This window comes from Pseudomonas oryzicola (genome assembly GCF_014269185.2).
GTDB lineage: Bacteria > Pseudomonadota > Gammaproteobacteria > Pseudomonadales > Pseudomonadaceae > Aquipseudomonas > Aquipseudomonas oryzicola.
On sequence record NZ_JABWRZ020000001.1, the window covers coordinates 1,582,921 to 1,607,549 of the forward strand.

Consider the following 24,629-nt stretch of genomic DNA (forward strand, 5'->3'; position numbering starts at 1 on the left):
TCGCTGGCCGGGTTCATTGCAAAATCTTCATCAATGAGTTGCCGCCCGGGTTGTTTTTACACCGGCGGCAGCGGTTTATGATGGCAGGATGATTTACCGGAGTGCAGGGCCCTGGCGCTGTCTCTTCCTCAAGGAGTGAAAGCATGACCGTTTCCTTTGCAGCCAAGGCGGGTGTCTTGCTGGTGTTTTTCGGCAGTGTGTTGTTCGTGCACCTGCGCGGCAAGGCTCGCCTGCCGGTGTTGCGCCAGTTCGTCAACCATTCGGCGCTGTTCGCCCCCTATAACAGCCTGATGTACCTGTTTTCCGGCGTGCCATCCAAGCCTTACCTGGACCGCCAGCGCTTCCCCGAACTGGATGTGCTCAAGGATAACTGGCAGGAAATTCGCGAAGAGGCCATGCGCCTGTTCGATGAAGGCTATATCCGTGCCGCCGAAAAGGATAACGATGCCGGCTTCGGTTCGTTCTTCAAGAAAGGCTGGAAGCGCTTCTACCTGAAGTGGTACGACAAGCCGCTGCCCTCGGCGGAAACCCTCTGCCCGCGCACCGTCGAGCTGGTCAGCAGCATCCCCAACGTCAAGGGCGCGATGTTTGCCCTGCTGCCGGGTGGCAGCCACCTGAACCCGCACCGCGACCCGTTCGCCGGCTCCTTGCGCTACCACCTGGGGCTGTCCACGCCCAACTCCGACGCCTGCCGTATCTACGTCGATGGCGAGGAATACGCCTGGCGCGATGGCGAGGATGTGATGTTCGACGAAACCTACGTGCACTGGGTCAAGAACGAGACCGACGTCACCCGGGTGATCCTGTTCTGCGACATCGAACGCCCGCTGAGCAGCCCCCTGATGACCCGCATCAACCGCAAGGTCAGCGCCTTCCTGGGCCGCGCCACCGCGCCGCAGAACACCGACGACGAGCGCGTGGGCGGGATCAACCAGGCCTATGCCTGGAGCAAGCGCTTCAGCAACCGGATCAGCGGCCAGGTGAAGCAGTTCAAGCGCGCCAACCCCAAGGCCTACCGCGTATTGCGGCCGGTGCTGGCGGTGCTGGTGGCATATCTGCTGTATCGCTGGTTGTTCTGATTCCTGCCTCGGGGGCTGTGCTGCAGCCCCTGTGCAACTCCAGGTTGCTCAGGCAAGGCCCTGCAGCAGGCCATCGGCCCGCACGATATCGACGATCACCTGTTCGTCTACCGCATACACCCCGCGTGATGCTTTCCACACCAGCTGCTTGTCCTGCAGGGCGATGAGTGCCTGCTGTACCCCCGGCACCTCGGCCTTCACTTCATTTGCAGCCACGCCTGCCAGTTCCATCGCCTTGGCATACAGGGCCAGGGTCGGGGCCTCGAACGGCGCATAGTCGTTACCTTTGACGCACATCACACGCAACACTGCGGACTGGATCGGGGTGAGGCTGTGGATCACTTTTTTCAGGCTTGCGTTCAAGTCATCGGCTTGGGCCCGGACCAGTTCGCTGAACCGCGCCGGAATCGCCCGGGGCTCGATGCTGAAGTCGAAGCGGATTTCATCCGCTGCGGCGCCCAACAGTTCCGGGCGGTAGCCGCTTTCCCTGAACAGCTGGAACACCTCGGTTGGGTCAAGCGTGCAGGGCAGGTCGATGTTGGCGCAAAGCCAGTCGATGAAGTCCTGGTCCAACGTCGGGAACTGCACCATCGAGGCGCCGAAGAATGCCTGGTCCTTGCTGTTGCGCAGCATCGCCAGCTTGTCCCGGTTCGAGCCTGTGCAGACGATGCGCAGGCCATGGTGCTTCGAGCTGTTGAGCTCGTCGCGGGCGGCCTTGAGGGCGAACAGTGCGGCTATGCCGGCTTCCGTGGTGATGGCGTGCTGGGCTTCGTCGATGATCAGGACAATGATCTTGTGCGACTCATCGGAGAGTGCCACCAGGGCGCTGGTCAGGTCGATATCCTGCCCGAGGCCGATCTTGTCCAGGCTGAAATTCAGGCCGCCAACCGTGACCTTTTCCATGCCGGACGCCTTCGCCAGGCGGGTGATGAAGCCTTCGTTACGACCGACTGCATCACGCACCGCTTCGACGATGACCTGGCCCGGATCCTTGGTCAGGTCTTTCCACAGGTCGGCATACAGCACGATCGCCCCTGCAGCTTCGAGAGCAGGGCGCAGGTCCTCACGGGCGAAGGTGGATTTGCCGGTGCGCCGTGGCGCAGCGAGAAATACGCCGGAGCTTGCAGCGCTGCCCACGGCGACATGCAGGATCAATTGCGACAGGCGGGATGCGAGCGCCGGGCGGTGGTAGACGGTTTCAGGCATTGCTGCACCTCCATACGAATCTATAGCCGATTATAGACCGACTATAGATTGACTATAGGTTTCGTAGGCAAGCCAGTTTATAGCGAATTATAGAGCGATTATAGAGTGATTATAGCGATCGCTGGCAAACCCACTGTACGGCCCTTCATGCCGGCGCCAGCGCAGTGACCACCTGTCCCCGGCTAAGGTGCACCAGCTTGTCCGCCGTATCGAAATAGCGGTCATCGTGCGAGATCACGATGATGGTCTTGCCCAGGCGTTTCAGGTCCGGCAGCAGCTCGGTGTAGAACACCCGGCGGAAGGTCGGGTCCTGGTCCGCCGCCCATTCGTCGAACACCAGCACCGGCCGCCCGTCCAGCCAGGCATTCACCAGCGCCAGGCGCTTGCGCTGCCCGGTCGACAAGTCGGTGGTGGTAAAGGCGCCATCGCGTACGCTCACCTTGTGGGCAATTTCCAGCCGTTCCAGGTAGCGCTTGGCATCGCCCGGCAGGCTGTGTTCAGGCTCGGGCAGGTCGTCGAACAGGTAATAGTCGGCGAACACCGTGGTGAACAGCTGGCGATAGTCGTCCAGCCCCTCCGGGCCGACGGCCTTGCCGTTCAGGCGCACTTCGCCGTGCTGCGGGGTGTACAGGCCCAGCAGCAGCTTGATCAGCGAGGTCTTGCCACAGCCGTTCTCGCCAACGATGAACAGGATCTCGCCCGGCTCGATGCTCAGGTTCACCGGCCCTACGCGGAACGGTTCGTGGCCGTCCACTGGTGGGTAGGCGTACTCGACGTTGCGCAGCTCCAGGTGCGCGCTAGCCGGGGCGGTGCGCTTGGCCGGTGGCTCCAGCAGCAGGTGTGGCTCGGCTGACGAGAAGCGCTCGGAGAGGTCGGTAATGCGACGGAACGCCACCTGGGCACGACCGAGGATCGGCAGGTTACTGATCAAGGTTTCCAACGGGCCCTTCATGTACAGCAGCACCAGCACGAAGCCGCTCATCACCGCCGGGTCGTTGCTTGGCCACAACGACTGCAAGGCCAGGGTCAGGCCGATGACCACGAAGAACAGCATCGAACCCAGGCTCTTGGCCACGACGAAAATGTTGATGGCGCGGATATGCGTGCTGGCGATGAAATCGGCAGTGCCCTGGATATTGCGCGTCAGCATGGCGTGGCGGCGGCGGCGGTCGATGCGCAGCTCCTTGGCGCCTTCGGCGATGGCCGTGTAGTGCTTCTGCAGGTTGTCCTCGGCATCGCGGGCGGCGTTGAAGCCGGCCACGCCTTTTTGCCGGGCGATGTACTGCACGCCGCTGCCGATGCCGATCGCCGCCAGGGTAATGAGGAAGATCGGCCATGACAGCCACGCCAGGTAGGCCATGCAGCCGGTCACCGTGGTGAGCGAAATGGCCAGCGGGGCGAAGGCGAAGGCGAAGTCGCTGATGGTGTCGACGTCGCGGGTCAGCACCGGGATCAGGCGGTGGCTGCGGTAGCGCTCGATCTGCTCGATGGGCGCCGACAGCACTTTGGCGCCGAGGTCCTTGCGCAGCCGGGCGATGACCTTCTGGCCGACGTAGTTGGTACCGCTGTCGGCGGCCACGCTGCTGACCAGGGCCAGCAGGCACAAGCCAGCGAAGGCCAGGAGCAGGCCCTGGCTCATGCCGCCCGGTGCCTGCAGGCCCTGGTTGACGGTGGCCAGTAGCGCAGTCACGGCCAGGCCGCCGAGCATGCCTAGCAGCACCGAGGCGAGCACCGCCGTGCGGTAGGGTTGGAGCAGACCCAGCAGTTCGCGGATGGCCCCGGGGGAAGAGGTTTTCATGAAGCGTGATCTCGCTGGTGGAGTGGGGCTGGGTCAGCTGCCGAAAGCCAGGGTGCCTTTCATCAAGGTGCTGTGGAACGGGAACGAGCAGTAGAAGCTGTAGGCGGTACCGGCTTTCAGCAGCCTGGTATCGAAGGTGATGCTGTCCCGTTCGCCGCCGCCGATCAGGCGGGTGTGGGCGATCACCCGGGTGTCGCCGGGCTTGATGTAGTCCTGCACCTCGCCAGCCTTGTGGCCGTCGTCCAGTACGCCCTGCATGTCGGCCTCGGTGCTCAGCACCCAGTTGTGGCCCATCACGTTCTTCGGCATGTCGCCAGGGTGAGTGAGAGTGACCGTGAACGAACTGCAGGCCACGGGTACGCTGATGGCGGCCTTGTCGAACGTCATCTGGTCGGTGCCATGGATTTCCACGGCGCATCGTTGCGCCGACCAGGCGGTCGGGGCAACAGCGAGCAGGGTGAGGAGCAGGAGCTGGCGAGTCATGTACGGTTCCTGGGCGATGAATGGGTGCACATCGTTCAGACGAACCGGCGCGCACTGGCTTTACCTGCGTGCGCGGCCCTGGTGAATTTCCCGCAGGGCCGCTCGTTCATCTAGTCAGGCGCTGCCATGGCGCATATCCCGATTTTGCCGCCAACGCGGCCCTGGCTTGAGGTGACCGGACATGAGTGAACTGCTGAGCTTCGCGATCGAACCCCTGGACGCCGCGCGCGGTAACCTGCCGTTGCTGGTATGCGCGCCGGAGCCGGGCATCGACCTGCTGGAAGCGTTTGCCGAGCTGCAGCCGCTGGTGGAGCGCCACCTGCTGCAGGCCGGCGGCATCCTGTTCCGCGGCTTCGAAGTGGCGGGTGCCGAAGCCTTCCGCCAGTTCGCCGCGGCCTTTGGCCACCCGCTGCTCAACTACGAGTTCGGCTCTACCCCGCGCAGCAATGTGACCCAGGGTGTGTACACCTCCACCGAATACCCGGCGCACCAGCGTATCCCCCTGCACAACGAGCAGGCCTATACCCTGGAATGGCCGATGAAGATCTGGTTCTACAGTGTGATCCCTGCCGAGACCGGTGGCGAGACGCCGATCGCCGACAGCCGCGAGGTGTACCGGCGCATGCCGGCGCGCATTCGTGAGCGGCTGGTGAAGAAGGGGCTGATGTACGTGCGCAACTACGGCAACGGCCTTGATGTGGAGTGGTCGCAGGTGTTCAACACTGAAGACCCGCGCCAGGTGGAGGCCTACTGCCGGGAGCACGCTATCGAGTGCATCTGGAAGGACGACGGCGAGCTACGCACCCGCCAGCGCTGCCAGGTGGTGGCGCGGCATCCGGTGACCGGCGAGGACGTGTGGTTCAACCAGGCGCACCTGTTCCATGTATCGAACCTGCAGCCAGAGGTGCGCGAGTCGTTGATGGACATTGTCGAGGAGGAGGACCTGCCGCGAAATGTGTATTACGCCGACGGCACGACCATCGAGGATGCACTGCTCGATGAAGTGCGCGGGGTGCTGGATGAGTGCACCATCAGCTTCCCCTGGCTGGCGAACGATGTACTGATGCTCGACAACATGCTCGCGGCCCATGCGCGGTCGCCGTTTACCGGCAAGCGCAAGGTAGTGGTGGCGATGGCGCAGGGGCATCGTGAGGTGTTGGGCTGACAGGTGCATGGCTGGGGGTGGCGCCTCAAGACGTACACCCGCCGCCCCCTAAATCAGCCCCCCATGCCTTCGTCTGACAGTTACCGCTCGACTGCCAGGACACCGCTCGACATGAATGCTGATCAAACCCTCCAGCTCGCCCGCCGCTTCATCGCGCTCGCTCCCGACAAGCGCCGCCTGTTCCTCCAGGCACTGCAGGGCGAGGGCATGGACTTCTCCGTGCTGCCGATCGCACCCGGCGTCGAGGTAGCCGAGCGTGACCAGCTGTCGTACGCCCAACGGCGCATGTGGTTCCTCTGGCAGCTCGACCCCCAGGGCGCGGCCTACAACCTGCCGCTGGCCGTACGCCTGCACGGCCCATTGCACTTGGCCGCCCTGCAGCACGCCTTCGATGCCCTGGTGGCCCGCCACGAAACCCTGCGCACCCGCTTCGTCGCCGACGGCGATGATGTACGCCAGCAGGTGGACGCCGTCGCCGCCCCGCTGCAACTGCGCCAGGATGCCCTGGCCGAGCTGGACGAGGACGCCCGCCAGGCCGCCATCGAGACCATCGCCGAAGCCGAAGCCCTGGCCCCGTTCGACCTGGCCAGCGGCCCGCTGCTGCGCGTGCGCCTGCTGCAACTGGCCGAGCAGGAACACGTCCTGTTGCTGACCCTGCACCACATCGTCGCTGACGGCTGGTCGATGAATGTGCTGATCGACGAATTCCTGCGTATATACGACGCTGCCGTGGCCGGCACCGATGCCGCCCTGCAACCGCTGCCGATCCAGTACCGCGACTACGCCCTGTGGCAACGCAGCTGGCTGCAGGCCGGCGAGCAGCAACGCCAGCTGGCCTACTGGCAGGCGCAGCTGGGCGACGACCATGCGCCGCTGGAGTTGCCACTGGACCGCATCCGCCAGGGCCGGCCCAGCTATCGCGGTGCGCGCCACGAGTTCGTCGTCGCCGCCGATGTCGCCGAACGTCTGCGCGGCCTGGCACGCAAGCACAACGTCACCCTGTTCATGGTCCTGCTGGCCGCCTTCAAGCTGCTGCTGCAACGCTGCAGCGGCCAGTCGGCGATCCGTGTCGGCGTGCCCATCGCCAACCGTAACCGCGCCGAAAGCCAAGGGCTGATCGGCTGCTTCATCAATACCCAGGTGCTGCATACCGAAATCGACCCGCTGCTGGATATCCCCGGCCTGCTGCAGCACGTGCGTGAAACCGCCGTGGGTGCACAAAGCCACCAGGACCTGCCGTTCGAACAACTGGTCGAAGCCCTGGACCTGCCGCGCAGCAGCGACAGCCCGCTGTTCCGCGTGCTGTTCAACCACCAGGCGCAGGTGGCCGATGTGCAGGCCATCGAAACCCGCTGCGGCCTGAGCCTGGCGCCGATCGCGCTGGCCAGGCACAGCGCCCGTTTCGACCTGGCACTGGATACCCACGAGCAAGCGGGGCAACTCCACGCTGCGTTCACCTATGCCACCGACGTGCTCGATGCGGCCACCGTCGAAGCCCTCGGCGAGCAGTGGCTGGCCCTGGTACAGGCATTGGCGGACGAGGCGGGTGGCGCAGTCGGCGAGCTGCCATTGCCAGGCCTGGCTCCTGCCATTGGCGCGCCTGCGCAGGCTGACACAACGCTGCTGGTGCACCAGCGCTTTGCCGCCGCCGCCAGCCGCTACCCCGAACGCACGGCGGTAATGGCTGCGGGCGAGCAGGCCAGCTTCGTCGAACTCGATGCCCGCGCCGAGGCCATTGCAGGCCGGCTGGTGGAAGGCGGGGCAGGGCCGGACACACTGGTCGGCGTGCTGGCCGACCGCAGTGTCGGCATGCTCGCCAGTATCCTCGGCGTGCTCAAGGCCGGTGGCGCCTACCTGCCACTGGAGCCCGAGCAGCCGGCCGAACGCTTGGCCTACATGCTTGCCGACAGCGGCACGCGTTGGGTACTGGCGCCCGGTAACTGGCCGGCCGAACTGCCCGAAGGCGTGCAACGCCTGGACTGGGCGCAAACCGGCAACGGCAGCGCCGCCCGTATCGAGCCGGCGCCGGCCAACCTGGCCTACGTGATCTACACCTCCGGCACCACCGGCCAGCCCAAGGGCGTGGCAATCAGCCACGGCGCGCTGGCCAACTACATCGATGGCATCGCTGCGCGTTTGCCGGTCGAGCGTATCCGCAGCCTGGCACAGGTCTCGACCCCGGCTGCCGACCTTGGCCACACCATGCTGTTCGGCGCCTTGTGCGGCGGCCACACCCTGCATTTGCTGCTACGTGAGCAGGTGCTGGATGCCGAAGGCTTCGCTGCCTACCTGGCCGAACACCAGGTAGACGCGCTGAAGATCGTACCGTCGCACCTGGAGGCCATGTTGGCGGCTGGCCGCGCGGCGCTGCCGGCACAATGCCTGGTGCTCGGCGGCGAGGCCATCAGCCCGAGCCTGCTGGGCAAGGTCCGCAACCTGGCTCCGGCGCTCAAAGTGTTCAACCACTACGGCCCGACCGAGACCACCGTCGGTGTACTGGTCGCCGAACTGAACGGGCAAACCAGCCTCGGCCAGCCACTGGCCAACACCTGCGTCGCGGTACTCGACCGCTGCCTGCAACCCCTGCCGGCCAAAGCCAAGGGCGAGCTGTACATCGGTGGCGCCGGCCTGGCCCGTGGCTACCTGAACCGCCCCGCACTCACCGCCGAACGCTTCGTCCCCGACCCGACCGGCAGCCATGGCCAGCGCCTGTACCGCAGCGGTGACTGGGTGCGCCAAGGCCGCGAGCTGCAATTTGCCGGGCGCATGGACGGCCAGGTGAAAATCCGTGGCTACCGCGTGGAGCTGGCCGAAATCGAAAACCAGCTGCGTGCACTCGACGGCGTCGCCAACGCCCTGGTCCGGGTCCATGGCCAGGCGCCGCACCTGCAGCTGGCCGCCTGGCTGGTGCCCACCCAGGCGCCGACAGACAGCCTGGCCTGGCAGGACTCGATCCGCGCCACCCTCACAGGCCTGTTGCCCGAACACATGGTGCCGAGCCACCTGATGGTGCTGGAACACCTGCCGGTCACTGCCAATGGCAAGGTCGACGTCAAGGCGTTGCCGGAGCCGGTCGCCAGCCAGAAGGCCTACCAGCCACCGCAGACCCCGCTGCAGCTGCAGCTGGCGCGGATCTGGGCCGAGGTGCTGCACGTGCCGCAGGTAGGCCTGAGCGATAACTTCTTCGCCCTCGGCGGGCATTCGCTGCTGGCCACCCAGGCCGTGTCGCGGGTACGCAAGCAACTGGGCCTGGAGATTCCGCTGCGCAGCCTGTTCGACACCGTCGACCTGCAAGGCTTCGCCCAGGCAGTGGCCGAGGGCGAACAGGGCGCCGGCCTGGACATCGAAATCCTCGATCGCCAGCAACCACTGCCGGTGTCCCGGTCGCAGCACCGCCAGTGGCTGTTCTGGAAGCTCAACCCGCACAGCCTGGCCTACAACACGCCAATGGCGGTGCGCATGCAGGGCAACCTCGACCGTGCGGCGCTGCAGGCAGCGCTGGATGCGCTGGTGGCCCGTCACGAATCGCTGCGTACGGTATTCGTTGAAGCCGAAGGCCTCCCCTGGCAGCGCATCCTGCCAGCGGCCCCGGTGGTGATCGGTTTCGAAGACCTCGGCGGTCAGGACCACGCCGCGCAGTTGCGCAAGCTGGAGGCCGAGGCCTTTGTGCCGTTCGACCTCGCGCACGGCCCGCTGCTGCGTGCGCGCCTGTTCAAGGTGCATGAGCAGGAGCACCTGTTGTCGCTGACCCTGCACCATATCGTCTCCGATGGCTGGTCGATGAGCCTGCTGGTGCGTGAGTTCGCTGCCGTCTACAACGCCGCAGCAAGCGGCCAGGCGTACACTCCCGAGCCGCTGCCGGTGCAGTACGCCGACTTCGCCGCCTGGCAGCGCAAGTGCCTGGACGAAGGGCAGATGCAGGCCCAGATCGACTACTGGAAGGCGCGGCTGGAAGACGACTTCGAGGTGCTCGAACTGCCGGCCGACCGTGTTCGCCCGCAGCGCAAAAGCTACCGTGGCAGCCGCTTCGACGTGCGCCTGCCGCAGGCCCTCAGCGAGCGCCTGCGGGCGCTGGCGCTGGCAGCCAACGCCACGCTGTTCCATGTGTTCCTGGCGGCCTATGCCATCGTGCTGGCGCGCTACAGTCGCAAGGGCACGCTCAACATCGGCGTGCCGGTCACCAACCGCAACCGCCAGGAGCTGGAAGGCCTGATCGGCTTCTTCATCAACGTGGTGGTGGCCCGCATCGATGTCGATGGCAGCCAGCCGTTCGCACAATTGCTGGCGGCGATCAGGGAAACCACCTTGCAGGCCCAGGCCAACAAGGACGTGCCCTTCCTCGAGGTGGCCGAGGCGCTGTACCCGGAGCGCGAGCAGGGCGTGAACCCGTTCTTCCAGGTGCTCTACAACCATCTGCGCGACCTCGGCGAGCAGGTGGCCAGCGATGCGCTGCACGGTTTGCAGGTCAGGGAAGTGGACCTGCAGGAGCCGGGCGCGCAATACGATATCTCGCTCAACACCCTGGAACGATCCGACGGGGTGACGGCATCGTTCAACTACGCGACCGATCTGTTCGACGCACCGCGCATCGAACGCATGGCCGGGCACTGGCTGGCGCTGCTGGAGGCCATCTGCGCCGGGCCACAGCGCTGCATCGGTGAACTGAGCTTGCTCGGCGCTGCCGAGCGCCAGCAACTGACCTATGGCTGGAACCCGCCACAGCAGGCCGCTGGCGGCCTGTGCGCGCACCAACTGCTCCAGCGCCAGGCGCGGGCGCGGCCCGATGCGCCAGCATTGATCTGCGGCGACCAACAACTGACTTACGCCGAACTGGACCGCAGCAGCAACCGGCTGGCGCACCGCCTGCGCGCCATGGGCGTGGGGCCGGAGCGCCTGGTGGGCGTGGCCGTTGAGCGTGGCCTGGGCATGGCCTTGGCGTTGATTGCCATTCACAAGGCGGGCGGCGCCTACGTGCCGCTGGACCCGGATTACCCGCAAGAGCGCCTGGCCTGCATGATCGAAGACAGCGGCATCGGCCTGCTGCTGGCCGATGCGCCCTCGCGTGAGCGCCTGCAAGCAGGCAGGCAGTTGCCCTGCGTGCTGCTGCAGCCCGGTACCGAGTGGCTGCAGGCCTGGCCTGCCGAGCCGCTGGCCAACCTGGCTGCACCACACAACCTGGCCTACATGATCTACACCTCCGGCTCCACCGGCGTGCCCAAGGGCGTGGCCATCGACCATCACGCGCTGTCGCTGTTCTGCCAGGTGGCCGCCGAGTATTCGCGCCTGGGCCCGGACGACCGCGTGCTGCAGTTCGCCACCATCAGCTTCGACGGGTTCATCGAGCAGTTCTTCCCACCGTTGGCCCAGGGTGCCTGTGTGGTCCTGCGCGACGCGCGGATATGGGGCACGGCCACCCTGCTGGATGAGATCAACCGCCACGGCGTGACCGTGGCCGACCTGCCGGCTGCCTACTGGCGCCTGCTGGCCCTGGAGCGCCACGGCCCCGAGGCCTATGGCCCGCTGAAGCAGATCCATGTCGGTGGCGAGGCGGTGCCGGAAGACGCCTTGCGCGCCTGGCTGGCCGATGGCCCGCCAGCGGTGCGCCTGCTGAATACCTACGGCCCGACCGAAGCCACCGTGGTCGCCACCAGTTACGACTGTTCGCAGATGGCTGCAGCGCAGATCAGCCAGGGGGGCGTACCCATTGGCCGCGCCTTGCCGGGCCGCACCCTGTATGCCCTGGACGATTGCCTGGCACCGACCCCGACAGGCGTGCCTGGCGAGTTGTTCATTGGCGGTGCCGGTTGCCTGGCGCGCGGTTACCACCAGCAGCCGGCGCTCACCGCCGAGCGCTTCATCCCCGACCCGTTCGACCCGGTGGGCGGGGGCCGCCTGTACCGCACCGGCGACCTCGGCTACTACGACGAGAACGGCCAGCTGGCCTATCGCGGCCGGGTCGATCATCAGGTCAAGGTGCGTGGTTTCCGTATCGAACTGGGCGAGATCGAGCAGTGCCTGCGGGCGCATCCGGGCGTGCGCGAAGCCACCGTAATGGCCATCGACCTGCCCAGCGGCAAGCAACTGTGCGCCTATGCCGTGCCGGCCGATGGCTACGACGGTGACCTGCGCCTTGGGTTGCAGCAGCACCTCAGGGCCAGCCTGCCGCACTACATGGTCCCGGCCTGCCTGGTGACCCTGCCGGACATGCCGCTGACGCCCAGTGGCAAGCTCGACCGCAAGGCGCTGCCGGTGCCCGATCCGGGCCAGTCGCAGCGCGCCTATGAGGCGCCGCAGACCGAGCGGCAGCAGCAGCTGGCGGCCCTTTGGGCGCAGTTGCTGAACGTCGCCCGGGTCGGCTTGGACGACAACTTCTTCGAACTCGGCGGCCACTCCTTGCTGGCTGCCCAGGCGGTATCGCGGATCAACGTGGAACTGGGGCTGGACATGCCCCTGCAGCTGATTTTCACCCACCCCGAGTTGCGCGCGTTCGCCCAGGCGCTGGACGAGCAGGGCCTGTCACTGACTGATGACGGCCTGAGCGATATCGAACACATGATGAACGCATTCACAGAGGCCTGACATGGAATTCACCGCAGCACAACGCATCGCCCAACGTTTCGTTGGTCTTTCCGTGGAGCAACGCCAGCAGATCCTGGAAAAGATGCAGGCCAGCGGGCAGAGCTTCCGCCTGCTGCCCATCGTGCTGGCGCGCCAGGGCCTGACGCGCATTCCGCTGTCGTACGCCCAGCAGCGCCTGCTGTTCCTCTGGCAGCTGGAGCCCGACAGCCCGGCCTACAACGTGCCGATGGCCGTACGCCTGAAAGGCGCGCTGGACCCGGTGCTGCTGCAACAGGCGCTGGATGCGCTGGTGCAACGCCATGAGTCGCTGCGCACGCGCTTTGCCTCGGAGGAAGGTGAGTTCTACCAGGACATCCTTGACCATTGCCCGCTGCCGATCGAGTGGGTGGAATTCGCCGAGACCCCCGACGAAGCATCACTGAGCGAGGCCGTGGACGCTGCCCTCAAGCAGCCCTTCGACTTGCAGGCCGGCCCGCTGCTGCGGGTGACCCTGCTGCGTGTGGAGGCCGAGCAGCATGTGCTGGCGCTGAGCATGCACCACATCATCTCCGACGGTTGGTCCAGCGATGTGCTGGTGCGGGAGTTCATCCAGCTGTACACCGCCCTGGCCGAGGGCCGGCAGGCGCAGTTGCCGGACTTGCCGATCCAGTACGCTGACTACGCCATCTGGCAGCGCGCCTGGCTCGAAGCCGGGGAGGCGCAGCGCCAGCTGGCCTACTGGCAGGCGCAACTGGGCGACGAGCAGCCGGTGCTGAGCCTGCCGCTGGACTTCGAGCGCCCGGCCACGCCCAGCCAGCGCGGCGCGGTGCTGCGCGTGGCTATCGCCGGCGAGCAGGCCGAAGCCCTGCGCAGCCAGGCGCGCAAAGGTGGCTACACCGTGTTCGTGCTGGTGCTGGCGGCCATGGCGGTGGTGCTGTCGCGCTACAGTGGCCAGGCCGACATTCGCATCGGCGCCCCCAACGCCGGGCGCAACCGCAAGGAGCTGGAGGGCCTGATCGGCTTCTTCATCAATACCCAGGTGCTGCGCGTGCAAGTGGATGAGCGTGCCACCTTCGCCGCGTTGCTCGAACAGGTCAAGGCAGTGATCGGCGCTGCCCAGTCGCACCAGGAGCTGCCGTTCGAGCACCTGGTCGATGCCTTGCTGCCCGAGCGCAACCTGGCCCACAACCCGCTGTTCCAGTTCAAGATCAACCAGCATGTAGCCGCCAGCGACGCGGGGCGCAAGCGCCTGGGTACGCTGGAGGTGGAAGGCTTCGTGCGTGACGGCGGCGATGCCCGCTTTGATCTGGCGTTCGACTTTTCCGACAAGGCCGATGGCATCGAAGGCTACTTCACCTATGCCACCGAGCTGTTCGAACGGGCCACCATCGAACGCATGGCCGGTTCGCTGCGCCGGGTGCTGGATGCGCTGGCCGGCGACCTGCAGCAGGCAATTGTCGATTGTCCGGAAGGGGTGGCGCTGACGCCGGCGCCCACGCAGGCCTACCCGCACGGCGATGTACTTGCCCTGTGGCGCCAGGCCATGGCGCGAGGCCAGGCGCATGGCGGTGTGCGCGCCGGTGAGCGGTTCATGACCCAGGCCGGGCTGGAGGCGGCGTCCAACCGCCTGGCCGACTATCTGCGCCAGCGCGGTGTCGGTGCCGGCAGCATCGTTGCCTTGTGCCTGCCGCGCTCCATCGAGTGGGTCGGTGCCTTGCTGGCGGTGCTCAAGACCGGCGCCGCCTATCTGCCGTTGGACCCCCAGCAACCCCAGGAACGCTTGCAGCAACTGCTTGCCGACAGTGGTGCTGCGGTGCTGCTGCATGCCCCGGGCGACCAACGCTTCGCCGGCCTGGAGGGCGTACAGGTAGTCGCTTGCGACCATGCCCACTGGGCGACCTGCAGCGACCGCCCGCTACAACTGGCCATTGCCGCTGACCAGCCAGCCTACCTGATCTACACCTCGGGCTCGACCGGCCAGCCCAAAGGCGTGGTGGTCAGCCATGGGGCCCTGGCCAGCTACACCCAGGCGGTGCTCGAACGCCTGCAATTGCCGGCTGACGCGAGCATGGCGATGGTCTCCACCACCGCCGCCGACCTGGGCCACACCGTACTGTTCGCTGCCCTGGCCTCGGGCCGCCTGCTGCACCTGCTGCCGCAGGAACTGGCGTTCGACCCGGACGGCTTCGCCAGCTACATGGCGCAGCATCAGGTCGGCGTGCTGAAACTGGTGCCGAGCCATCTGCAAGGCTTGCTGCAAGCGGACCGCGCTGCCGACGTGCTGCCGGCCGAAGCATTGATCCTGGGGGGCGAGGCGTGCAGCTGGGGCCTGCTGGAACAGGTTCGCGCGCTGCGCCCGGGCTGCCGGGTCATCAACCACTACGGCCCGACCGAAACCACCGTCGGCGTGCTCACCTTCGAGCCGGGCCAGCCATTGCCAGGCTGCCGCACGGTGCCGGTCGGGCGCCCGCTGGGCAACGCCTGCGCCCAGTTGCTGGACGGTTACCTCAACCCGCTGGCAGCGCAGGTGACCGGTGAGCTGTACCTCGGCGGGCAGGGCGTCGCCCAGGGCTACCTGGGCCAGCCAGCGCTGACTGCCGAGCGCTTTGTGCCGGCCGAGGGTGGTGCCCGTCTGTACCGCACCGGCGACCGTGCGCGGCTTACCAGCGATGGCCTGATCGAGTTCGTCGGCCGCGCCGATGACCAGGTGAAGATCCGCGGTTACCGCGTGGAGCCTGGCGAAATTGGCCGGGTACTGGCCGGCCTGCCCGCCGTCAGCGCAGCTGTGGTGCTGGCCTTGCCGCTGGAGGGTGATGCCGAGCGCCTGCAGCTGGTGGCCTACGTGGTCGCTGCAGCTGGGGTGAGCGTCGAGCAGTTGCAGGCGCTGCTGCTGGCGCGCTTGCCGGACTACATGGTGCCGGCGCAGATCGTATTGCTGGAACGCCTGCCGCTGACCGCCAACGGCAAGCTCGACAAGCGTGCGTTGCCGGTACCCGGTGCAGTCAGCCGTGGCTATGTGGCGCCGGAAGGTGATATCGAGGAAGCACTGGCGGCGGTGTGGGCCGATGTGCTCAAGCTGGAGCGGGTCGGTAGCAGTGACAACTTCTTCGAACTGGGCGGCGACTCGATCCTCAGCTTGCAGATCATCGCCCGGGCCAAGCGTCAGGGCATCCGGATCACCCCCAAGCAATTGTTCGAACAACAGACCATCGCCCAGCTGGCGCAGGTGGCCAAGCGCAGCGAGGCCAAGCCAGCGCCTGCAGCAGGCGTAGACGCCACCAGCAGCGGCGAGGCCGCGTTGTTGCCAGCACAGGCGCGGTTCTTCGAAATGCAGATCGCCCAACCGGCGCACTGGAACCAGTCGGTACTGCTCAAACCGACCAGCCCGGTACTGGTGAAGCACCTGGAGGCCGCCCTGCGCGCCGTGGTCGCACAGCACGACGCCCTGCGCCTGCGCTTCACTCGCACCGCCAAGCAATGGCAGGCGCGCTTCCAGCCGCTGGACGATGCACCGCTGTTGCAGCAACGCAACCTCAATGCCCTGAGTGAACTGGACGCCGTAGGCAACCAGCTGCAGGCCAGCCTGAACCTGGAGCACGGGCCGCTATTGCGTGGCGAACTGTTCGACGTTGCCGATGGCCAGCAGCGTCTGTTGCTGGTGGTGCATCACTTGGTGGTCGACGGCGTGTCCTGGCGCGTGCTGCTCGAAGACCTGCAAACCGCCTATCAGCAGCTGCTGGCCGGCCAGGCCGTGAACCTGCCGGCCAAGACCACCTCGGTGCAGGCCTGGGCCGAACGCCTGGCCAGCCATGCCAGCAGCCCTGCGCTGCAGGCACAGCGCGACTACTGGCTGCAGGCCTTGGCCGGCGACCACGCCGAACTGCCGCGGGACAACCCCCAGGGCAGCCTGGCCAACAGCCATGCCCGCACCGCCACCACCCGGCTGGATGCCGAGTGCACCGCCAAGCTGCTGAGGCAGGCCCCGGCCGCCTACCGCACGCAGGTCAACGACCTGCTGCTGACTGCGCTGGCGCGCACCTTGTGCCAGTGGAGCGCGCAGGCCGAGGTGCTGGTCCAGGTGGAAGGCCACGGCCGCGAACACCTGTTCGACGACCTCGACCTCAGCCGCACCGTGGGCTGGTTCACCAGCCTGTACCCGGTGCGCCTCACGCCCGGCCACGACCTGGGCCAGTCGATCAAGGCGATCAAGGAGCAACTGCGCGCAGTGCCGGACAAAGGCATCGGCCATGGCCTGCTGCGCTACCTCGGCGATGCCGATGTACGTGACCAGCTGCGGCGTGCCGCCCAGGCGCGGGTCACCTTCAACTACCTTGGCCAGTTCGATACCAGCTTCGATACCGAAGGCGGCGCCCTGTTCACCCCAAGCGGGGAAAGCGCAGGCCGTAGCCAATGCGCCGGTGCACCGCTGGGCAACTGGTTGAGCATCACCGGCCAGGTGTACGGCGGCGAGCTGTTCCTGGAATGGACCTACAGCGCCGACATGTATCACCCGGCCAGCCTCGAAAAGCTGGCCCAGGCCTACGAACAGGCCCTGGCGGAGCTGGTCGAACACTGTTGCGATGCCCGCCACCAGGGGGTGACTCCAGCGGACTTCCCGTTGGCCGCGCTGACCCAGGCGCAGCTGGACAGCCTGCCGCTGCCGGCGCAGCAGATCGCCGATGTGTACCCGCTGTCACCGATGCAGCAGGGCATGCTGTTCCATACCCTTTACGACGCGCAGGCCGGCAACTACATCAACCAGTTGCGGGTGGGTGTGCAAGGGCTGGATGTGCAGCGTTTCCAGCAGGCCTGGCAGGCTACCCTGGAGGCGCATGACATCCTGCGCAGCGGTTTTGTCCTGCAGGGCGAGCTGGAGCAGGCCGTACAGGTGGTGCGCAAGACCGTCCAGCTGCCGTGCAGCGAGCACGACTGGCGTGGCCAGCCAGCGCTGGAGCAGGCTTTGCAGGCCCTGGCCGAGGGGGAACGCCAGCGCGGTTTCGACCTGGCCTGCGCGCCGCTGCTGCGCCTGGTACTGGTGCGCACGGGCGATGACGCCCACCAGCTGATCTACACCAACCACCACATCCTCATGGACGGTTGGAGCACCTCGCGCCTGTTCGGTGAGGTGCTGCAGCGCTACGCTGGCCAGGTGCCGCAAGCGCAGGTTGCGCATTACCGCGACTATATCGCCTGGCTGCAAGGCCAGGACGCGGCGCTTGCCGAAGCCTTCTGGAAGGCCCGCTTGGTGGTGCTTGATGCACCGACCCGCCTGGCCCAGGCCATTGCCGGCGGTAGCAGCGCAAGCGGCTACGGCGAGCACCACCTGGCCTTCGACCGCGAGCAGACCGCACGCATCGAAGCCTTCGCCCGGGCCAACCGGGTTACCGTCAACACCCTGGTGCAATCGGCCTGGCTGCTGCTGTTGCAGCGCTGCACCGGCCAGGCCAGCGTGTGCTTCGGCGCCACTGTCGCCGGGCGCCCGGCAGACCTGCCAGGGGTAGAGGAGCAGATCGGCCTGTTCATCAACACCCTGCCGGTGATCGGGGCGCCGCGCGCCGAACAGCGCGTGGCCGAGTGGATCGGCCAGGTGCAGGCCGACAACCTGGCCCTGCGCGAGTTCGAGCATACGCCGCTGTACGACCTGCAGCGCTGGGCCGGACAGGGCGGTGACGCCCTGTTCGACAGTATTCTGGTGTTCGAGAACTACCCGGTGGCCGAAGCGCTGCAACAGGGGACGCCCGCTGGCCTGCGTTTCGGTGACGTGGCCGTGCACGAGCAGACCAACTATCCGCTGACCCTGGTGGTGGAACTGGGTGCGACATTATCAATGCAATATAGCCACGACCGTGCGCTGTGGAGCGACGAGCGCATTGGCCACCTGGCGGGTTACTTCGCCAACCTGTTGCGGGCGCTGGTGGAGAATGCGGATGCCTTCATCGGTGAGCTGCCGCTGCTGGACCAGGCGGAGCAGCAACGGATGGTCGAAGGCTGGAATGCCACCCAGGCAGCCTACCCGGACGAGTGCAGCATTCATCAGCTGATCGAGGCCCAGGTGTGCGCCACCCCGGATGCCCCGGCGCTGGTATTCGGCGAGCAGGCCCTGAGCTATGCCGAACTCAACCGCCGTGCCAACCAGCTGGCGCACCGGTTGCGTGAGCAAGGCGTGGGCCCGGACGTGCTGGTCGGCATTGCCATGGAGCGCAGCCTGGAGATGGTCATCGGCCTGCTGGGCATCGTCAAGGCCGGCGGCGCCTACCTGCCGCTGGACCCGGAATACCCGCAGGAGCGCCTGCGCTACATGTTCGACGACAGCGGCATCGGCTTGCTGCTGAGCCAGTCGCACCTGCGCGACAGCCTGCCGATCCCGGTCGGGCTACGCTGCCTGGAGCTGGATACGGAAGACCTGAGCAGCTACAGCGCGGCCAATCCGAACGTCGCGGTGGCACCGCTGAACCTCGCCTACGTGATCTACACCTCCGGCTCCACCGGTCGCCCGAAAGGCGCCGGCAACAGCCATCGGGCACTGGTCAACCGCCTGTGCTGGATGCAGAAGGCCTACGGCCTGGACGCCAGCGACAGGGTGCTGCAGAAGACCCCGTTCAGCTTCGACGTGTCGGTGTGGGAGTTCTTCTGGCCGCTGATGACCGGCGCGCGGCTGGTCGTGGCCCAGCCGGGGGCGCACCGCGACCCACAGCTGCTGGTGGACACGGTCAACCACTACGGCATCAGCACGCTGCACTTCGTGCCGTCGATGCTGCAGGCGTTCATGAGCCACGAAGCGGTGGAGCGCTGCATCAGCCTCCGGCGCGTGGTGTGCAGTGGCGAAACACTGCCGGCCGAGCTGGCCCGCCAGACCCTGCAACGCCTGCCGGCGGCGAGCCTGTACAACCTGTACGGGCCGACCGAAGCGGCCATCGACGTCACCCACTGGACCTGCCAGGCGGATGAAACCATCAGCGTGCCGATCGGCCAGCCGATCGACAACCTCAAGACCCACATCCTCGACGGCAGCCTGCATCCGGCGGTACGCGGCAGTGCCGGTGAGCTGTACCTCGGTGGCGTGGGCCTGGCCCGTGGCTACCACCAGCGCCCGGCGCTGACCGCCGAACGCTTCGTGCCAGACCCGTTCAGCACCGACGGCGGCCGCCTGTACCGCACCGGCGACCTGGCGCGCTACCGCGCCGACGGGGTGATCGACTACGCCGGGCGTATCGACCACCAGGTGAAGATCCGCGGCCTGCGCATCGAGCTGGGCGAGATCGAAGCGCGCCTGCTGGAACTGCCGAGCGTGCAGGAAGCGGTGGTGCTGGCCCAGGACGGGGCGAACGGCAAGCAACTGGTGGCCTGCGTGGTGCCTGCCGACAGCTCGCAAGAGCAGGGCGCATTGCGCGACAGCCTGCGTGCCGCGCTCAAGGCCGGCTTGCCGGACTACATGGTGCCGGCACACCTGCTGCTGCTCGACCAGCTGCCGCTGACGCCGAACGGCAAGCTCGACCGCAAGGCCCTGCCGCAGGCGGATGCCAGCCAGTTGCAGGGTGAGTACGTCGCCCCGCAGAGCGCGTTGGAGCAGCAGATCGCGGCGATCTGGGCGGACGTGCTGAAGCGGGAACAGGTCGGCCTGACCGACAACTTCTTCGAGCTGGGTGGCGACTCGATCATCTCGTTGCAAGTGGTCAGCCGTGCGCGCCAGAACGCAATCCAGTTCACACCCAAGGAGCTGTTCGAGGCGCAGACGGTGCAGGCACTGGCCCGACTTGCCAGGCGCGGCGACAGCGTATCGATCGATCAGGGCCCGGTGACTGGCGTGACACCGCTCACGCCTATCCAGCACTGGTTCTTCGCGCAACCCATTGCCGAACGCCATCACTGGAACCAGTCGGTATTGCTCACACCAGCTGAAACACTCGATCCGGCGACGCTCGATGCCGCCTTGCAGGCCTTGCTGGAACATCACGATGCCCTGCGTTTGCGCATGCTCGCCCATGGCGCGCACTGGCAGGCCGAGTTTGCCGCTGCGGGTTACACCCCACTGCTGTGGCATCGCGAGTTCGCCAGTATCAAGCAACTGGAGCAAGCCGCCAGTGAAGCCCAGCGCAGCCTCGACCTTGAGCACGGGCCATTGATGCGGGCGATGCTCGGTGCCCTGCCTGACGGTAGCCAGCGGCTGTTGTTGATCATCCATCACCTGGCCGTCGACGGTGTGTCGTGGCGGGTGCTGCTGGCAGACCTGCAGCAGGCCTACCAGGCCCTGGCGGCCGGCCAGCGGCTGCAACTTCCGGCCAAGACCACGTCCTACAAAGCCTGGGCCGAGCGTTTGCAAAGCTATGCCGCGACCGCCGAACTGCAGCAGGAACTGGGCTATTGGCAGCGGCAGCTGCAAGGGGCCAACGCAACATTGCCTTGTGACGATCCGCACGGCAGCCGGCAGATGAAGCATGCGGCGTCGATCAGCACACGCCTGGATGCACAGCGCACACGCCGCTTGCTACAGGTGTGCTCGGCGGCTTATCGCACGCAGATCAACGACCTGCTGCTGACGGCGCTGGCGCAGACGATCAGCCACTGGAGTGGCCAGCCGGAAGTGCTGATACGCCTGGAAGGCCATGGCCGCGAAGACCTGTTCGCGGGTATCGACCTGACGCGTACGGTGGGCTGGTTCACCAGCCTGTACCCGGTAAAGCTGAGCCCGCAGGCGGACCTGGCAGGCTCGATCAAGACCATCAAGGAACAGTTGCGCGCCGTGCCGGACAAGGGGCTGGGCTATGGCGTGCTGCGTTACCTGGGGGATGTTGCGAGCCGCGAGTGCCTTGCCGCATTGCCGCAGGGCGAGATCGTCTTCAACTACCTGGGGCAGTTCGATGGCAGTTTCGATGGCGAAGCCGGCCTGTTCACGCCTGCCAGGGAGAATGATGGTGCCAGGCAGGATGCCGACGCAGCGTTGGCCAGCCTGCTGACCGTCAGTGGCCAGGTTTATGCTGGCGAGCTACGCCTGGAATGGACCTTCAGCCAGGCCATCCATCGTCGGGAAACCATCGAGCGACTGGCCGCGGCCTACCAGCAGGCCCTGGCTGAAATCATCGAGCATTGTTGTGCAGCGGGGGCCCGTGGCCTGACCCCATCGGACGTGCCGTTGGCCAACCTGACCCAGGCACAGCTCGACCAGTTGCCGGTGGCCGCAGCACAGGTCGCCGATGTCTATCCGTTGTCGCCGATGCAGCAGGGCATGCTGTTCCACAGTCTCTACGAGTACAGTAGCGGCCATTACATCAACCAGATGCGAGTGGATGTGGATGGCCTGGATGTGCAGGCCTTCCGCCAGGCCTGGAACGCTGCCCTGCAGGCTCATGACAGCCTGCGCAGCGGTTTCATCTGGCAGGGCGACCTGGGCCAGGCGGTGCAGGTGGTGCGCAACCAGGTGGCGCTACCGTTCAGCGAACAGGACTGGCGTGGCCAGGATGGCCTGGCGCAGGCACTGGACAACCTGGCTGACAGCGACCGGCGGCGCGGCTTCGACCTGGCCGAGGCGCCACTGCTGCGCCTGCTGCTGGTCCGTACCGGGGAGACGCGCCATCACCTGATCTTCACCTGTCATCACATCCTCATGGATGGCTGGAGCACCTCGCAGTTGCTGGGCGAGGTGTTGCAGCGCTATGCCGGCCAGACCGTGGCGGTAGCGCCGGGTAGCTACCGTGACTACATAGCCTGGTTGCAGCGCCAGGATGTACTTGCTGCAGAGCGCTTCTGGAAGGGCCGTATGGCCGACGTCCAGGCGCCGACACGCCTGGCCCAGGGCGCGTACAGCGGGCCGCGTGAGGGGCAGGGCCAGCGGGTGTATCACCAGGTGCTCGGCGCCGGGCGTACCGCGCGGGTCGAAGCCTTTGCCCGCGCCCAGCGCGTTACTGTCAACACCCTGGTTCAGGCCGCCTGGCTGTTGCTGTTGCAGCGTTATACCGGGCAGGCGTCGGTCTGCATCGGCGCCACGGTCGCTGGCCGGCCGGCGGAGCTGGCCGGGGTGGAAACCCAGATCGGCCTGTTCATCAACACCCTGCCGGTGGTGGGGGCACCGCGCAGCGAGCAGCGCGTCGCGCAGTGGATCGGGCAGGTACAGGCTGACAACCTGGCCATGCGTGAGTACCAACATACGCCGCTGTATGACGTGCAGCGCTGGGCCGGCCTGGGCGGTGAAGCCTTGTTCGACAGCCTGCTGGTATTCGAAAGCTATCCGGTGGCCGAAGCCCTGCAGCAGGGCGCGCCGAGTGGTTTGCAGTTCGGCACGGTGGAAGTGCGTGAGCAGACCAACTACCCGCTGACCGTATTGGTGAGCCTTGGCGACAGCCTGGCGATCCAGTACCGCCACGACTGCGCCTACTGGCGTGACGAGGCGATCGAGCAGTTGGCCGCTCACTTCGCAACCTTGCTTGATGCCCTGGTGAGTGATCCGCAGGCTGCGCTCGGCGACTTGCCGCTGCTCGACGCCGCACAGCAGCAGCGTATCGTGCAGGACTGGAACCGCACGGCGGCCAGTTACCCGGCCGAGCGCTGTGTCCATCAGCTGTTCGAGGCCCAGGTCGACAGCGCCCCCGACGCCGTTGCCCTGATCCATGGTGAACAGAGCCTGACCTATGCCGCGCTCAACGCGCGGGCCAACCAGCTGGCGCACAGGCTGCGCGAGGCGGGCGTAGGCCCGGAGGTGCTGGTGGGGGTTGCCATGACGCGTGGCCTGGACATGGTGGTCGCGCTGATGGCGATCCTCAAGGCGGGTGGTGCCTATGTACCGCTCGATCCGGGCTACCCGCAGGAGCGCCTGGTATACATGCTGGAAGACAGCCAGTCGGCCCTGCTGCTGTCGCAATCGCACCTGCTCGAGCGAGTGCCGGCCAGCTTCCAGCCGCGCACGCTGCTGGTGGAGCAACTGCAGCTCGATGCCTACCCGGTGACCGACCCGGTGTGCCACACCCTGCCGGACAACCTGGCGTACTGCATCTACACCTCGGGCTCCACCGGCCAACCCAAGGGCGTGCAGATTGCCCATCGCAACGCCGTGGCCATGATTGCCTGGGCACAGTCGGTGTACAGCCAGCAAGACCTGTGCGGGGTTCTGGCGTCCACCTCGATCTGTTTCGACCTGTCGGTGTGGGAGCTGTTCGTCACCCTTGGGTCGGGTGGCTACGCCGTGGTGGCGGCCAATGCCCTGGAGCTGCCGCACCTGCCGGCCCGCGACCAGGTGCGCCTGGTCAACACCGTGCCCTCGGCGATCAAGGTATTGCTGGAGACCGGCCAGTTGCCGGCCAGTGTGCGCATCGTCAACCTGGCGGGTGAGGCCCTCAAGCAGGGGCTGGTCGAGGCGCTGTATGCCAGCGGCCATGTGCTCAAGGTGTACGACCTGTACGGGCCGTCGGAGGACACGACCTATTCGACCTTCAGCCTGCGCAGCCCGGGTGGCCAGGCGAATATCGGCCGACCGCTTGCCAACAGCGCCGTGTACGTGTTGAGCGATGCCGGGACGCCGCTGCCGGTCGGCGTGGTGGGCGAGCTGCACATGGCCGGTGCGGGCCTGGCGCGAGGTTACCTGGCCCGGCCGGGGCTTACCGCCGAGCGCTTCATCCCCGACCCGTTCGGTGGCCAGGGTGGACGCCTGTACCGCACCGGCGACCTGGCGCGTCATGACGCCGACGGGGTGATCGAATATATCGGGCGTAGCGACCATCAGGTGAAAATTCGCGGCTTCCGTATCGAACTCGGTGAGATCGAGGCACGCCTGCAACGACTGGATACGGTCCGCGAAGCGGTGGTGCTGGCGCTGGATGCTGCGGGCGGCCAGCAACTGGTGGGCTACGTGGTGCCAGCAGATGCGCTGTCGGGCGATGACCTGGCGGCCCAGGCAGCGCTGTGCGAAACCCTGCGCGCCGAGCTGAAGGCCAGCCTGCCGGAGTACATGGTGCCTGCACACCTGGTGGTGCTCGACCAGCTGCCGCTGACGCCGAACGGCAAGCTGGACCGCAAGGCCCTGCCGCAACCGAACGGCCATCTGCGCCAGGCTGGCTACCAGGCGCCGGAAACCGAGCTGGAGCGTCGGATCGCGGCGATATGGGCTGAAGTTCTTGGCCTGGAAAACGTCTCTCTTACCGACAACTTCTTCGAGCTGGGGGGCCACTCCTTGCTGGCCACCCAGGCGGTAGCACGACTGCAGATCGAACTGGCCAGCAACCTGCCGCTCGCGTTGTTGTTCCAGACAGAGAACCTGCAGGCCTTTGCACAAGCGGTCGGCAGTCTCGGTACCCGAAACGACGGAGACCTGGATGAGCTCCAGGACTTCATGGCAGAGCTCGAGGCGGTTTGA

7 protein-coding genes are annotated in these 24,629 nt (G+C 66.5%); 4 read left to right on the forward strand and 3 right to left on the reverse strand.

The features are described 5' to 3' along the window. The first annotated feature begins 143 nt into the window (after window positions 1–143). The gene (locus HU760_RS07265; RefSeq protein ID WP_186676129.1) at window positions 144–1,079 is read left to right on the forward strand and encodes an aspartyl/asparaginyl beta-hydroxylase domain-containing protein; all 936 of its coding nucleotides are present in this window, start codon (window positions 144–146) and stop codon (window positions 1,077–1,079) included. A gap of 48 nt (window positions 1,080–1,127) precedes the next feature. On the opposite strand, the gene HU760_RS07270 is transcribed toward HU760_RS07265, so the two are convergent. From HU760_RS07270 to azu, 3 genes are all read right to left on the reverse strand, one after another. Next, the gene (locus HU760_RS07270) at window positions 1,128–2,285 is read right to left on the reverse strand and encodes an ATP-binding protein (RefSeq protein ID WP_186676130.1); all 1,158 of its coding nucleotides are present in this window, start codon (window positions 2,283–2,285) and stop codon (window positions 1,128–1,130) included. A gap of 145 nt (window positions 2,286–2,430) precedes the next feature. After that, entirely contained in the window at window positions 2,431–4,083 is a 1,653-nt protein-coding gene (locus HU760_RS07275) for a cyclic peptide export ABC transporter (protein WP_186676131.1), read from the reverse strand. A gap of 33 nt (window positions 4,084–4,116) precedes the next feature. Beyond that, window positions 4,117–4,566, reverse strand: coding sequence for an azurin (azu, locus tag HU760_RS07280; protein WP_186676132.1), 450 nt, complete (start codon window positions 4,564–4,566; stop codon window positions 4,117–4,119). A 181-nt stretch (window positions 4,567–4,747) separates the two neighbouring features. On the opposite strand from azu, the gene HU760_RS07285 reads away from it, so the two are divergent. The 3 genes from HU760_RS07285 (at window position 4,748) to HU760_RS07295 (ending at window position 24,629) form a co-directional block, all read left to right on the forward strand. After that, window positions 4,748–5,731 carry a TauD/TfdA family dioxygenase gene (locus HU760_RS07285; protein ID WP_186676144.1) on the forward strand — a complete coding sequence of 328 codons (984 nt, stop codon included), beginning with the start codon at window positions 4,748–4,750 and terminating at the stop codon, window positions 5,729–5,731. 111 nt (window positions 5,732–5,842) lie between these two features. Then, entirely contained in the window at window positions 5,843–12,310 is a 6,468-nt protein-coding gene (locus HU760_RS07290) for a non-ribosomal peptide synthetase (protein WP_186676147.1), read from the forward strand. Window position 12,311: 1 nt separating this feature from the next. Then, window positions 12,312–24,629 carry a non-ribosomal peptide synthetase gene (locus tag HU760_RS07295; RefSeq protein WP_186676154.1) on the forward strand — a complete coding sequence of 4,106 codons (12,318 nt, stop codon included), beginning with the start codon at window positions 12,312–12,314 and terminating at the stop codon, window positions 24,627–24,629.